The organism is Bacillus sp. V2I10 (assembly GCF_030817055.1).
GTDB lineage: Bacteria > Bacillota > Bacilli > Bacillales > Bacillaceae > Bacillus_P.
On sequence record NZ_JAUSYV010000001.1, the window covers coordinates 4,909,515 to 4,923,197 of the forward strand.

Here is a 13,683-nt window from a genome sequence, read left to right on the forward strand (position 1 = left end):
GGCGTCATTCTGTCAACGAGAAAGGATTGGAACTTTTTATGATATTAAGAAACGGTTTGAACGTCTGTCTTTAAGTCCATTGCCGGCCCAAAGAATTCATAGTGTATTTTTTCATTTTCAACCCCGAGAGAAAGCAGATTTTGAATCATGGCTTTCATGAATAACACAGGTCCGCAAATATAGAAATCTCCGTCTTTATTCTGCAGAATACGCTCCAAATCATCCTTAGAGATTAAGCCTTCTTTATAAAAGCATAGATCTGTCCAATCCTGATTTAACGGGCTGCTGTAAAAGGCAAACATTCTGCTGTTAGGCAGCTTCGCACATAATGATGCTGTTTCTTTTACAAATGCATGTGTGCTGCTGTTTTGTGTTGCATGGACAAACGTCACTTCCCGCTCTGTCTGTTCAACTGCAATAGTGCGCAGCATACTCATAAATGGAGTGATGCCTACTCCTCCGCTAATAAATGTGACAGGTGTTTCAGCAGCCTCACTTAATGTAAATTCACCTGCAGGAGCACTGATTTCAATTTTATCTCCTACTGCTATATGATCATGAAGATAATTGGACACCTTCCCTGCTTCAGTCTCTGGACCGCCTTCTCGTTTTACTGAAATTCTTAAATGCGGCATATCTTTGCTGCCTGACAAACTATATTGTCTGTTCATCGTATACGATTCACCAGGAATGCTGACTCTTACGGAAATGTACTGGCCTGGATTGAAGGCTGGCAGGCCTTCTTTTGACTCTAAATAGAAAGAAGAGATCGATTCACTTTCTTTCTCAATGCGCACGACTTTAAAAGGCTTGAATCCAGACCAATCTGCGCCATCATATAATTCTTTTTCCGTTTCGATAAATACATCGGCAATGACGCCATATGCTTCAGCCCAGGCATTTATGATTTCAGGCGTTGCAGCATTTCCGAGAACTTGTTTTATGGCCTGAAGCAAATGTTCACCAACGATTGGATAGTGTTCCGCTTTTACACCTAGACTTCTATGCTTATGAGCAATTTGTTTCACTGCCGGCAGTATCATATGAAGCTGATGAATGTGTTTTGCTGCAGCATATACCGTATTTGCAAGGGCAGTCTGCTGTCTTCCTTTTTTCTGATTGGCATGATTGAAAATATTCAGCAGCTCAGGATGGCTTTCAAATAGATTGTTGTAGAAAGTAGATGTGATTTCTACACCTTTTTCTTCTAATACAGGAACAGTAGATTGAATAATTTCGATTGTTTTTTGAGTAAGCATTTTGATGCTTCCCTTCGTGTTAAAGTAGTATTTTAAATACATCTTTATCTTAAATCGGAAAAACACTTAAAGCAATATTTCAAATACATCTTTAGAAAAACTGTCACAATTGAAATTTAACTTTTTATAAAGTCTCTGCTGCTGTGGTAAGATAGACGTACTTCATGTAATGGGGCGATGTGACATTTATGCGATTAACAAACTATACAGATTATTCTTTGCGGGTGCTGATTTATCTGGCAACAAAAGAAAAAGATAATCTATCCAATATAAAAGAAATAGCAGAAGCCTATCAAATCTCTAAAAATCATTTAATGAAAGTAACCTATGAGCTTGGCAAATTAAATGTAATTGAAACGATAAGAGGTCGGGGCGGCGGCATTCGTCTGGCGAAAGATCCTTCAGAAATCAATATCGGGTTCATTGTCCGTCAAACCGAAGACGACTTCAGCCTTGTGGAATGCTTCGATCCTGGACGAAATGCATGTACAATATCCCCTGCCTGCACATTAAAAGGGGTGCTTCATAAAGCACTGCAGGCCTACTTTGAAGTACTTGACGGCTATACGCTTGCAGATCTGGTTAAAAACAAACCGATGCTGGTTCGATTATTAAATAACACTGAAGAAAACTGCTGATAGAGCAGTTTTTTTATTTTCATGAGACAATCCGGAGCTTGACTATATTTTTCAGAATAGTTTGTAAATATATCCAGTATCTTATATGATCAATTCAGGAGAATTTAAATAAGCTATCATAAGTGGAATATTTTTAAAGGAGGATCCAAAGTGGGGAACAAAAAAGTATGGCTTGTGCTTCTTTTTGTTTTTTTCATGATCAACTTAACAATTCCTTCTTTCACTGCAGCAAAAAATCCGCATGCGTCCGCAAGCAAAACCGTTGTTGAAACGATCACTTCCAAAGCATTGCTGAAAGATGAACGTCCAAAGCACCATAAGCTCACCTATAAGATTTATCTTCCAAGAGGATATGACAAAAAACGCTCAGAAGGATACCCGGTCGTTTATTTGCTGCATGGCAGCGAAGGAAATGAAAACAGCTGGGATGATTTTTTTGGAAAGCTTGACGAAATGATTGAAAAAAAAGAAATTGAGCCGCTTATTGCCGTAGTCCCTGCAGCAGGCAATTCCTATTGGGTAAACTCTAAAAAGCACGGTCATTTTGAAAACGCCGTTATAGATGATTTAATTCCGCATATCGATAAGAAATACAATTCTATTGCAGACCGCAGCGGCCGATTTATTTCCGGCTATTCAATGGGCGGATACGGGGCACTCAGATATTCAATGGTTTATCCTGATCTGTTTTCAGGAGCAGCCCTTTTAAGCCCTGCCATCCAAAACGCAGAGCCTCCTGCTACATCCGGGGCAGTTGAAAGAGGAAGTTTTGGAGAACCATTTGATCCTGCTCTGTGGAATGCAAACAATTACCCGACTGCAATCAATAGTTACGTAAAACAGCCTTATCGGGTCCCAGTCTATATAGTAACAGGAGATGATGACTGGAATCATTTGAGTGAAAAAGAAGATCTTCCTCCAGATGCTTATAAATATAATATGGAGGTTCAGGCTGTGCAGCTGTATCAGGAGCTCCACAGGAAAAACCTGTTCAGCATAGACTTTCAAAAGTGGGAAGATGTCCCCTCAAGTCCCGCTGAACTAAGGATCATAGGTGGCGGCCATGGACTTGATGTATGGCTGAAGGGATTTCAAGAAGGATTAAAGTTTATGTTCGGAAAAGCTGAAAGTCCTGAATTTTCTCCAATCTATGACCCTGACAGCTACAGCTCTGAAAAGAAAGGAACTGTAAATACTTATTCATTCAATGCACAAAGTCTGATCCAAGATGAAACACCAGGGAATGATGAATTGAAGTATGTCGTTTATTTGCCTGAAGAGTATAATCCAAATGCTGAAAAAAAATATCCCGTCCTCTACTTGCTTCATGGTTCTTATGGAGATGAAAAAAGCTGGGACAAATTCTGGCCGATTTTAGATAAAATGATTGAAGATAAAAAGATAGAACCCGTCATGGCTGTTGCACCTGTGACAGGCAACAGCTATTGGGTGGATTCACTCAAATATGGAAATATGGAATCTGCATTCATAAACGATTTGATAAAGAAAATAGATAAGGATTTTAAAACGATTCCAGACAGGAATGGGCGCGGGCTTGTTGGCTATTCAATGGGGCGGATATGGAGCACTGCGCTACTCTCTTGTTTATCCTCACCTCTTCGGCGGAACGTCGCTATTAAGTCCTGCCATACAGGCTTTCGATGCGCCTAAAACATCGGGTGCAGTTGAACGAGGTTCATTTGGAGATCCCTTTGATGCCGCAAGATGGGATTCGTTAAACTATCCTCAGGCTCTTGAAGCTTACGGACAGCAGCCTTTCGAGGTGCCAATGTTTATTATGACCGGAGACGATGACTGGAATCATATAAGTGAAAAAGAGGATCTGCCTGAGGATGCCTATAAGTACAATATGGAAGTTCAGGCAGTCACCTCCTATCAGTTCCTTCACAGATCGAATGTCTTTAATCGGCCGTTTGAGAAATGGGAGCCTGTGCCCGGAAGCCCGGCTGAACTTAGGATATTAAACGGCGGCCACGGGATGCCGGTATGGGCAGCAGGATTTGAACAGGGTTTGGTATATATGTTTGAAAATGGTCTCCGTGCGCAGTAATGGAACTTCGTTAAAAAATGTATTTTTTAACGCCATGTATGAGTATCCAAAGTACCCAAAAGCCGGAGTTTGCCTGATTCACAGTGTCATACGCACTGTTTTAATTTGAACAATCATTATCTCTGCCTCACAGCTGAAATTAAACACGCTGATCGTCGGCTTTTCGGGAGTATGTAAGGTCGATGAGATGGTGGTGGAAAGGTTGGAGAAGTTAATCCTTTCACTAGGTCTGATTGGAGTAAAACCCATCCTTACAGGGATGAGAGCAGAGATGACAAAGTTTCATCAATGCCGGAGCGGCGATGGATAAAGTGGAAATTAAATCTGCAGTTGAACAAGTCTTAGCTTAAACTATGTATGCTTGGCAGCTGCCAAGCTTTTTTTCCGTGCACTACATCACAAAAGCGGTATGATCAATGTCATACCTTCAACCTTCTCATAGAGGTTTTTCACTCTCATGGCAATGTCATCACAAAGTTCCTGATAGTGGGCAAATTCTTCCTCGTCACTTTCATATGAATACATGGACAGATTGGGCAGATTCCACGAAAAAACATTCTTCCCTTCTTCAACAGGCGGTGTTTTTTCCTGTTTGTAATCGTACATTTGAACAACTACTGATGCTTTATTTAAGAGTTCCAGGTTAATTTTATCCGAGTCAAGGTCTTCAATAAACATATTTACTTCTTTCATGGCCTTTACGCAAGCAGGATCGGCTCGTGATGTGACAAGACCTGCACTTTCGATTTGCCACTTACTGGAGAACAGTTTTTTTGCCCATGCTTCTGCAATTAAGCTCCTGCAAGAGTTAAAGTATGACAGAAAGTAAATGGTAGGTTTTCTCATCGCTGTACCTCTTTCTTTAGGTTTGTACTAATCTTTACCCCCTCCTCATACAGACTACACATTTATTTACATCCATTTAGTGGATAATCCCTATGAAATTGGAACTGCCGATAGATATTCTGCCGCAGCAGTCTATCCTGCAGCGGCAGATTTATTACAAGCCTATTCTGTTTATCTTCTTTTCGAAATAAGCTTTGTCATTCTTGATCACAGTCATGGCTGTTTCATATGCTGTTTTTGATAGTTCTTTGAACGAACGTTTATTAACAGCATCAAGTTCCTTCATAAGTTCTTCAGGCAATGAGGATTTTCCATTTAATGCTCCTGCGATCGCTCCGCCCATGCTTGCGATAGAATCTGAATCATGGCCGTAATTCACACCGCCTATGATCGTCTTCATCGTGTCTCCTCCTGCTACCAAAAATAAAGCCAGGGCTATCGGCAATTCCTCAATTGAATGAATTCTGCTCGGTGTGTTGGCATTTCCTTTTCCCTGCTTTTTACGGTCAGAAAAGGTTTTCACTGTATCGAAAGGTTCAATAGCCCGTCTTAGATCCTCTCTTGCTTCAAGAACATCCAAATGGACAGCTGCAGCACCCAGCGCTGCCTCAATGGCAAGCTTTGTACCGTCTTTAGCTAGCATTCGCACTGCTTTTAGAATACTTTGCACTGTCGCGTTTTCGCTCATGCCTTCAGCAACAGCAGCTGCCATTACACCGGCTGCTTCCCTGCCGTAGCTTGTTTGATGAGCTCCGGCAAGATCAATTGCTTCGTGATAGGCTCGTTCAGGATCTCCCGCATTCATCATTCCGACAGGACTCATATACATGGCAGCTCCGCAGTTCACCATATTGCCGATGCCCGCTTCTCGGGGATCTACATTTGCAAGCCTGTGCCTTAGAAAGAGATACTGCTCTGGATAATAAAGTCTTGTAATAATAGGCGCTTCCTTCCGCAGCTCAGGAATGTAGACCTTCTTTTCAGCTATTTCCTCCACTAGTTCTTCTGCTATATCATAAGCTGTTAAATGCCTTCGCTTTTTTTCATATACCTTTAGCAGCGCCTCTACCATTAATGTGTCATCCGTTATGTGTCCGTTTCCCTTTTCGAGAGGCCTCATGTTGCCTGGTTCCTTCCACGCATCACTTGCCGGCTCTCGAAATGATGTTACAACACCGAATTTCTCCCTGATTACTTCAGGCAGCAGCCCTTCTGTCGGAGAACCCATTGCATCCCCGATAGCACCGCCATAAAGAATACCTTCTATTTTTTCAAGCATCCGCTCCGTCATTGTCCCTCTCCTTTACTGATGGTCTTTCCCTTAAAACCAAGAGTGGAGGCTCTTGCCAGCAGTTTTAATGTAAGCTTCGGAAATGCCTCATTCCCTCCTGTTTTCTCTTCAATTAATTGAATAAGCTTGCCTGCTGCAGCCAGTCCAATTTCATACACAGGCTGCTCAATCGTTGTAATCTCGGGCTCTACAAGCGTCGTGAGGTCAATTCCGTCAAAACCGGCAACAGCAATCTCTTCAGGGATCTTTCTCCTAAGAGTCTTCAGCATTTTCAAACAGCCAATTGCCATTAAATCGTTTCCGAGAAAAAATCCATCTGCATCAGGATGCTGCTTCAGCGCCTCCTTAGTCAGCAGCCTCCCGCTTTCAAGACTGTAATCACCTTCATAATGAATCACAGGGTGCTCCCTGGAAAACTGCTTTACACTATCCGCATAACCTCTCAGCCTCTCATTTGATGGAATGAGCTGTTTCGGTCCGCCTATGTGAATAATTTTCTGCAGCCGACATCCAACAGGTGGCAGACTGCAAGCTTTGCACCTGTATAATGATCGACTGCCACTGAGTTTGCGGATGTTACATTGGCTGCACGGTCAACAATCACAAACGGAATCTTCTTTTCCTTCAGAAGCTTAATTGATTTCTCCTTAAGCTGATAGGGAGCGAAAATAAACCCGTCAATATACATATTTTCAAAGCTTTCCCACATAAAGACACCCGTTATTTCCTTAAAACCGGCAGGCACCAGGATTATTTTGTATCCATTGCGGGCTGCTTCTTTTTCGATTGCTTGAACAAGCTGGGGAAAGAAAGGGTTGCTGAGATCAGGAATAAACAGGGCAATTGTATTCGTTTTTTGCCTGGCAAGACCTCTTGCAATTTCATTTGGTTTATAATTCAAATTTTCCATAACAGACTGAATTCTTTTTTCTGTTGCATGGCTGACATATCCTTTTTTATTCAGATATCTTGAAATGGTGGCAACTGAAACATCCGCTTTCCTTGCCACATCCCGAATGGTTGCTTTCTTCTCCCTCAAGTGATTTCCCCCTGATGTTCCTATAGTTCCTTCACTTCTATATCTGACAGAAGAGCTTCGCCTTTTCCAAGGACAGAAAATCCAAACATTCCCCGCTTGAAGCGATCATCTTCCACTTGGAAAATCCGTTTGCCGTTTATGAAAAACTCAATCATGTCTCCCTCACAGCTTGCTTCAAACCAGTACTTCACCCCAGCGGTCCACTTATATGGCACTTCTATCAATCTTTTCATGCCAAAATCGGTTAAGACCAAAGAAACCTTATTCTGCCCGTCAAACCCGGCTTTATAATGCCGGCAGATTCCCTCCGCCCTGAGGATCATCATGTGCTGAACGCCGCTGAGCGGCTGAACAGCGGCTGCGAACTTATAGTTTTTGCCATAATAATTCCCAGTAAAAGAAGAGCACTCATCTTCAGACTTGCATCTCATTTTTCTGTGTTCGAGACTCACTTCACCCTTGTGATGGGCAAAAGGTGTGACAGATTGGAACTCTATTGCCTGTTTGCTGAAATCTATTTTATAATTCGCCTTTCCTGATATCTGAAACTCATCTATAAATAGCTTCCCAAATGACCGGTTTATAAGCGGAGATGGACTTTCTATCATCACTCCGACCTCATCGATGATTGCGCCGTCTGTCTCTGGAATAATAAACACTATATCGTTCCACGCTTGATTGATCAGCCTGATAGGCTGAAGCTTGATGTCTTCTTCATTAAACGTATTTCTCACATACGGAGTGACAAAAAAATCTTCACCCTGCCACTTGTCACAATAAATCTGCATGCTGACCTTTTGGCCGCTGCAGGCTTTAGGGGCAAATGACGGTTTATACTTCTCATCATTAAAGTCTTTTCTTCTGTGAAAAGGTTTATAGTACACCTTGCTTGCTTCGCCTTCTATCATCCGGTCAATGAATATTTCGAGGGCACCATTTGTTTCATAACCGATTTCATTGCTGTGTCTGATGAATGTCTTGAAAGGAAAATTCGTTTGAAAGCCGTGTGTCGATCCTGGAAGGGTAAAGTCGAAATAAATGTGCTCTTCTTTGAAGCTTTTCAGCAAACCGCTAGGAGCCGGCTGCTTTGACACCCTATAGCCGAGCAGGGCAAGCTCTTTTGCAAATGTAGGAATATCCATGATGTTCAAATAGCCCGAGACACTTGATAGTACAATAAAATCATTGATCGGCTTCCTATAATGATTCGGTATTTTTTCAATTCCATTCCATACTCCCGCAATCGTCCCGATCTTGCCTGCATTGCAATCTGTATCCCAGCCGCACATGGCTGCGATTTCGATCGTTCTTTCAAAGCTTCCATTTCCGTATAAAAGCGCAAGAATGCAAACACCTGCATTAGGAATAATATGACAGACACCCGGATATTTATCGTATCCCCAGTTCTCCTCCAAAAACATTCTGCAGGCTCTGAAGTCTTCGGGATGCTCCCAATGAAAATCAATTACTTCGTTAACGACTTTGGCGTAGAGGCTGTCAGACGGAATGGTTTTTAAAGCATTTGAAATGATTTCCGGGATACTCTCTGCATGAAAGGCCTCCGCAATACATGCAGCAATAAATCTCGCACCGTATATACCATTCTTGTCGTGCGAGACACTTGCAGCCTTGGCTGCATAATCAGCCGCTTTTTCGCTGTCTCCCGGAAAAAGCAGCCCCCAAGTATCGACAAAAATTTGCCCGCCGATCTGTTCCGCAAGCGTTAAACCATTTTGATTTGCAGATCCTGATTGAGGAGGCAGAATTCCTCGCTGCAAATTCAGATATGCCGTATGCTCCGTGCTGATCCCTTCTCCTCCCCACCAGAACATCCCAATCCCTTGGCGGGTGTAGTTCAGCCATGCGCGCCCGACATCTTCGGCCGTCAGCTCACGGTCAGCTGCATCGTCATATAGAGCCCTGATAAAAAAAGCTGGTCCGTTTGCATCATCATCGGCAGAAAAGGTGTTATATTCTTTAAGATATCCTTTTATATCACCATACACATCTTCGATTCTCTCAAATGTCCATTCCAAAGGCTCAACCGGCGCTCCGAGCCTTATTCCAATATTCATTCCAAGAAACCCTGCATACACACGCTCAAGATAATCTCCAGGAATCAACCGCCATTCCCCTCTCCCATTTCAGTTTCGCTGTAATTCCTGCTGTTCATTCTAACTTACGTCTGGGAATAGGCTATCATTCTATGTTTTTTATAGGAAAAGCGGAATCGCCCGTTTAGCTCAGGCATGACAGATTTGTTCTGGCCGAGGAGTTGGGCGCTTCCGCTTGCCATCGTAAGCCAAACTTTATTCTCCTATATTTTAAAAGAGAGATCCCGAATTCAGAATCTCTCTCTTTTTCTATTTCAATTGCTTGTTTGCATATTCTGTAATCTCTTTTCCTCCTGCAGCATTCCATTCTTTTACGAATGCATCAAAGTCCTCAAGCGGACGCTTTCCCGTGATGATGTCAGTTGCATATTCTTTATATAGGTTCTCCATTGCATCCCAATTTGCGATATATTCCTCAGGCAAAATAAAGAGATTATCTTCCTTGTAGAATTCATTGACCATATTCAAAGATTCTTCAGCCGCTTCTCCGAGCAGCGGCTTTTCAAGCGGCATTTCGGGTTTGAATTCAGATGGCTCCCAGAATCTCGCAAACCATTGATCATAATACGTGTTTGTAAGATCAATTTTTCCGTCTGTTACCTCATAGTGCTCCCCTTCAAAACCAAGGCGGTCAATCATTTGTCCTTTAGGGCTTGCCAGGTAATCCAGAATTTTAAATGCGAGCTCCTTCTTTTCTGATTGTGAGGATATCGCTACTCCTCTTGCTTCTTTTGTGACATCTGCAGCTCCAAACCCCTGGCCTTCCCCTTTAGCAGGCGGCAATACCTTCACCCCGGCATTTTCGCCATTAGTCTGCATCATTTTCCCATTGTAGATATCAATGACTTTGCCCGCGGTGCCGACAATCACGCCAGCCTCCCCATCATAAAAGGCTTTTTCTTTTGTATCCCATTCTTTCGTGATATAGCCTGAATCAAGGAGACCTTCTTTGTATAACTTTTGATAGAATGCAAGCTTCTCCTTCTCCTGTTTCGATACTTTGTAATGCTCAAATTGCCCGCCGCTGTTCAGCCATGACGAGATAATGCCAAATGACATGTTGAAAATGGCATTCAGTTCCTCGAGATCTCCAGCAGCCGTAAAAGCATACGCAGGTTTTCCTGCTCCGCCCGGAGGGTTCGTTTTTAATTCTTTAAAGAAATTATAGTAGTTATCAATCGTAGGATCGGCAGCTAGCGCTTTGGACGATTTCATTTTTTCAAACCAATCGCCTCTGATCACTGGCGTCTTCTGAGAAAGAGGCTTCACCCACAATAAGTACGGATAATTTTCAAGTCTCTTTTCGTTCCACGGCTCAAGACTGTCCTTCAAATACTTCGATTTTTCAATATGAGGCGTTAAATCTTCCAGCAAATCCTGATCTGCAATCTGCTGATCTCCCCCCTGGAAATAAATCATGTCCGGAATATCACCGCTCAGCAGAAGCAAATTCAGTTTTTCTGCATAGTTTCCCTGCGGCATTTCTACAAGCTCAAATTTCACATTCAGATTCTCATCGTTCTTTAATCCTTTTTCCAGCGCTTCAAAATAAGCAACTGAAGCAGGATTCGACGGATTTTCATCCTTCATGACTATGCGGATTGTAGTAGAACCATCCTCATTTTGCTCTGCCGTTTCTGTTTTTTCCGAGCAGCCTGCAGCAAATGCAAATAGACCTGCAAGCATAATCAGCAAAAGTTTCTTCATTGCCATTCTCCTTTATCATGAATTTGCCTTTCTAATCCTTTACTCCTCCCTCTAATGCACCCTTTGCATAAAACTTCAGAATGAAGGGATACATGATTAAGAGGGGCACTATGGCAAGCATAATCGTACCTGCCTGCAGCGAGCCAAAATCAAGATTGGCCACACTTTTGTACTCTAAAAGGGTCTGTACTCCGACTAATGAAGCATTATCCCGTTCAACAACGAATTGCCTGAGCACAAGCTGCAGAGGCCATTTTCCCGGGTCCGTAAGATAAATAGACGCTCTGAAAAATTCGTTCCAATGAAAGACGGCATAAAATAAGCCCAGCGTTGCAAGTGCCGGCTTTGACAGCGGCAGCATAATTCTGAAAAATATATTCAAGTGACCTGCTCCGTCGATTCTCGCTGCTTCGAGTATGCTTTCGGGCACATCTTCAAAAAATCGCATCATAATAAACAAGTAATAGACATTGATGGCTTTATAGAGAATAAGAGATAAATAGGAATCAAGCAGTCCAAGATCCTTTACAACTAAATATTCAGGTATCAATCCCGGTTCAAAAACCATGATCAAAATCAGGATGACCATAAAAAACTTTCTGCCGACAAGCCTTTTTCTTGTTAAAACATAGGCTGCCAGTGCAGTAAGAAGAAGATTCAGCAAAGTACCCGAAACAGTAATGAAAATTGAATTGAACAAACTTTTCACGATAAGCGGATTGGAAAGAAGAATTTGATAATTAATCAGCGAAAATCCTTTCGGAATCAGAGAAAGCCCCGTCATTTTGTGAGCATTCTCAGGTGCTGTAAGGGACATGGCAAGCAAATTCACAATTGGAATAATCATTGTAAGCGTTATCAAAAATAAGACTGAGTAAAGCAGGATTTTAGACAGTTTCAATGTTTTCATAGGAATTCCTCACCATACTCCTTTCCCGGTCAGCCGTTTTGCAAGGAAATGAGTGCCGAAAATAAGAACGACCCCAATTACGCCTTTGAAGAGACTTGCTGCTGTAGCGTAAGCATATTGACCGTTCAGAATTCCGATTCTGTATACATATGTGTCCAGAATATCGACAACGCTGATTACGGAATCATTCATAAAGTTAAACACCTGATCAAAGCCTGCATTCATAAAGAAACCTAAATTCAGAATAAAGACCGTAATGATCGTATTGCTCATTTCAGGCAGCGTAATATACCTTATTTGCTGCAGGCCAGATGCTCCGTCCATGCGTGCCGCTTCATACAGGGAAGGACTGATTTTCATAATCGCCGCTAAATAGATAATCGAGTCCCAGCCGGCGCTTCTCCACATTTCAGAAAAGACGAGCACCCAGCGTATTTGATCCTTGCTTGTCATGTAGTCAAGCGAAGGCAGCTGAAAGAAATTTCGGATTACATTCACTCCGCCGTCAACAGGGCTCAGCAGACTGATCCAAATTCCTGCTATGACAACCCACGACAGGAAATGTGGCAAATAAACAATCGACTGAACATATTTCCGGTAAGGCATGTTTCTGACTTCGTTGATGAGAAGAGAAAGAATAATGGGAATTGGAAAGACAAAAATGATTTTCATCGTACTGATGATGATCGTATTTTTCAGCACGGAGAAAAACGCAGGCGAATCAAACAGGACATTAAAATGCTTCATGCCAACCCACACATTGTCACCAATAATCCTGTAATCCTGAAACGCAAGCTTCATGCCGATCAAGGGCACAATATGGAAGACAGCAAAGTACAGGAGCGCAGGGAAAATCATGAGGTATAATACCCAGTCTTTGCGCATGAGCGCTAATTTTTGTTTAATCATCATCAGCAGACCTGCTGCAATATTCATTTACTTCTGCTGCGGTCGGCATCCCGCTCTGCGCCCCGCGTTTTTCAACGCTCAAGCCTGCAGCGATCACCGCAAATTGAATACATTCTTTTAGAGGCTTTTCCTCCGAAATCGCGTAAGAAAATGCACCTGCAAACGTATCACCTGCACCTGTTGAATCAACTGGATTTACTTTGATGGCCGGGACAGTTTCGATTTCCTGTCCATTGAAGCAGGTGACGCCTTGTTCTCCTTTTGTAATCAGGAGCTTATTTGGATACTTTTTTAAAGCCTCTGCTTCTTCATACTTGCTGTTAAAAATAATTTTTGCTTCATGTTCATTTGGAATCAAGTATGTGCAATGGCTGATTATCTCATCAGATAATGGAACAGCCGGGGCAGGATTCAGAATGATGATTTTTCCATGATCGGCAAGCTCTTTGATGATGTATTCTATCGGCTGCATCGGAATCTCCATTGAAATTAAGATGACATCAGCTTCTAAAAGATCATCTATTTTTTTCTGCAAATAAGCTTCATCCGTTTTTGCATTTGCACCCGGGACAACGATGATCCGGTTTTGAGCCTCGCAGATTTCAATTATTGCGCAGCCGGTCGGTGCATCGCGCCGCATTTGAATGCTTGATCCATCTACCTTATTATTTTCTAATTGATGAAGCAGAAACTCTCCGTGCTGATCGTCTCCAAGCGTTCCAAATAGCTTGACTGAGCCGCCGAGCCTCGCAGCTGCGGTTGCCTGATTGGCTCCCTTTCCGCCGGGAAACATATGAAAATCCTTCCCTATTACGGTTTCTCCCATTTTAGGAGAAATATCTGTTACGGCAACCAGGTCCATATTTAAACTGCCAATAACCGCTATTTTATTCATAGTC

Annotated in this window: 13 protein-coding genes; 3 read left to right on the forward strand and 10 right to left on the reverse strand. The window is 42.5% G+C overall.

Translation table 11 applies throughout. The annotated features are described in order from the left end of the window. Window positions 1-44 precede the first annotated feature (44 nt). Window positions 45-1,259 (reverse strand): NO-inducible flavohemoprotein, encoded by a 1,215-nt coding sequence (gene hmpA / locus QFZ72_RS24800; protein WP_307438743.1) that lies wholly within the window; start codon window positions 1,257-1,259, stop codon window positions 45-47. Window positions 1,260-1,447: 188 nt separating this feature from the next. Here hmpA and QFZ72_RS24805 point away from each other — a divergent pair, with 188 nt between their 5' ends. From QFZ72_RS24805 to QFZ72_RS24815, 3 genes are all read left to right on the forward strand, one after another. Continuing rightward, a complete protein-coding gene (locus QFZ72_RS24805) occupies window positions 1,448-1,897 on the forward strand; it encodes an Rrf2 family transcriptional regulator (protein WP_307439995.1) in 450 nt (149 codons plus the stop codon). A 150-nt stretch (window positions 1,898-2,047) separates the two neighbouring features. Then, the gene (locus QFZ72_RS24810) at window positions 2,048-3,568 is read left to right on the forward strand and encodes an alpha/beta hydrolase (RefSeq protein WP_307438744.1); all 1,521 of its coding nucleotides are present in this window, start codon (window positions 2,048-2,050) and stop codon (window positions 3,566-3,568) included. After that, window positions 3,456-3,968 (forward strand): alpha/beta hydrolase, encoded by a 513-nt coding sequence (locus QFZ72_RS24815; RefSeq protein ID WP_307438745.1) that lies wholly within the window; start codon window positions 3,456-3,458, stop codon window positions 3,966-3,968. Before QFZ72_RS24810 ends, QFZ72_RS24815 begins: the two co-directional genes overlap by 113 nt. A gap of 396 nt (window positions 3,969-4,364) precedes the next feature. On the opposite strand, the gene QFZ72_RS24820 is transcribed toward QFZ72_RS24815, so the two are convergent. The 9 genes from QFZ72_RS24820 to rbsK all read right to left on the reverse strand — a co-directional run bounded on the left by QFZ72_RS24820 (window position 4,365) and on the right by rbsK (window position 13,679). Next, on the reverse strand, window positions 4,365-4,814 hold the full coding sequence (locus tag QFZ72_RS24820) for an arsenate reductase/protein-tyrosine-phosphatase family protein (RefSeq protein ID WP_307438746.1): 450 nt from the start codon (window positions 4,812-4,814) through the stop codon (window positions 4,365-4,367). Window positions 4,815-4,968: 154 nt separating this feature from the next. Beyond that, window positions 4,969-6,105 (reverse strand): ADP-ribosylglycohydrolase family protein, encoded by a 1,137-nt coding sequence (locus tag QFZ72_RS24825; protein WP_307438748.1) that lies wholly within the window; start codon window positions 6,103-6,105, stop codon window positions 4,969-4,971. Continuing rightward, the gene (locus QFZ72_RS24830) at window positions 6,102-6,680 is read right to left on the reverse strand and encodes a substrate-binding domain-containing protein (protein WP_307439997.1); all 579 of its coding nucleotides are present in this window, start codon (window positions 6,678-6,680) and stop codon (window positions 6,102-6,104) included. Before QFZ72_RS24830 ends, QFZ72_RS24825 begins: the two co-directional genes overlap by 4 nt. Beyond that, on the reverse strand, window positions 6,587-7,144 hold the full coding sequence (locus QFZ72_RS24835; protein ID WP_307438750.1) for a LacI family DNA-binding transcriptional regulator: 558 nt from the start codon (window positions 7,142-7,144) through the stop codon (window positions 6,587-6,589). Before QFZ72_RS24835 ends, QFZ72_RS24830 begins: the two co-directional genes overlap by 94 nt. A gap of 20 nt (window positions 7,145-7,164) precedes the next feature. Further along, window positions 7,165-9,267 carry an ADP-ribosylglycohydrolase family protein gene (locus tag QFZ72_RS24840; protein WP_307438751.1) on the reverse strand — a complete coding sequence of 701 codons (2,103 nt, stop codon included), beginning with the start codon at window positions 9,265-9,267 and terminating at the stop codon, window positions 7,165-7,167. Between the two features lie 240 nt (window positions 9,268-9,507). Beyond that, the gene (locus tag QFZ72_RS24845; RefSeq protein ID WP_307438752.1) at window positions 9,508-10,965 is read right to left on the reverse strand and encodes an extracellular solute-binding protein; all 1,458 of its coding nucleotides are present in this window, start codon (window positions 10,963-10,965) and stop codon (window positions 9,508-9,510) included. A 31-nt stretch (window positions 10,966-10,996) separates the two neighbouring features. Beyond that, window positions 10,997-11,875, reverse strand: a complete 879-nt coding sequence (locus tag QFZ72_RS24850; protein WP_307438753.1) for a carbohydrate ABC transporter permease — start codon at window positions 11,873-11,875, stop codon at window positions 10,997-10,999. A gap of 9 nt (window positions 11,876-11,884) precedes the next feature. Then, a complete protein-coding gene (locus QFZ72_RS24855; RefSeq protein WP_307438754.1) occupies window positions 11,885-12,811 on the reverse strand; it encodes an ABC transporter permease in 927 nt (308 codons plus the stop codon). Further along, window positions 12,777-13,679 carry a ribokinase gene (rbsK, locus tag QFZ72_RS24860; RefSeq protein ID WP_307438755.1) on the reverse strand — a complete coding sequence of 301 codons (903 nt, stop codon included), beginning with the start codon at window positions 13,677-13,679 and terminating at the stop codon, window positions 12,777-12,779. Before rbsK ends, QFZ72_RS24855 begins: the two co-directional genes overlap by 35 nt. Window positions 13,680-13,683: the final 4 nt, after the last annotated feature.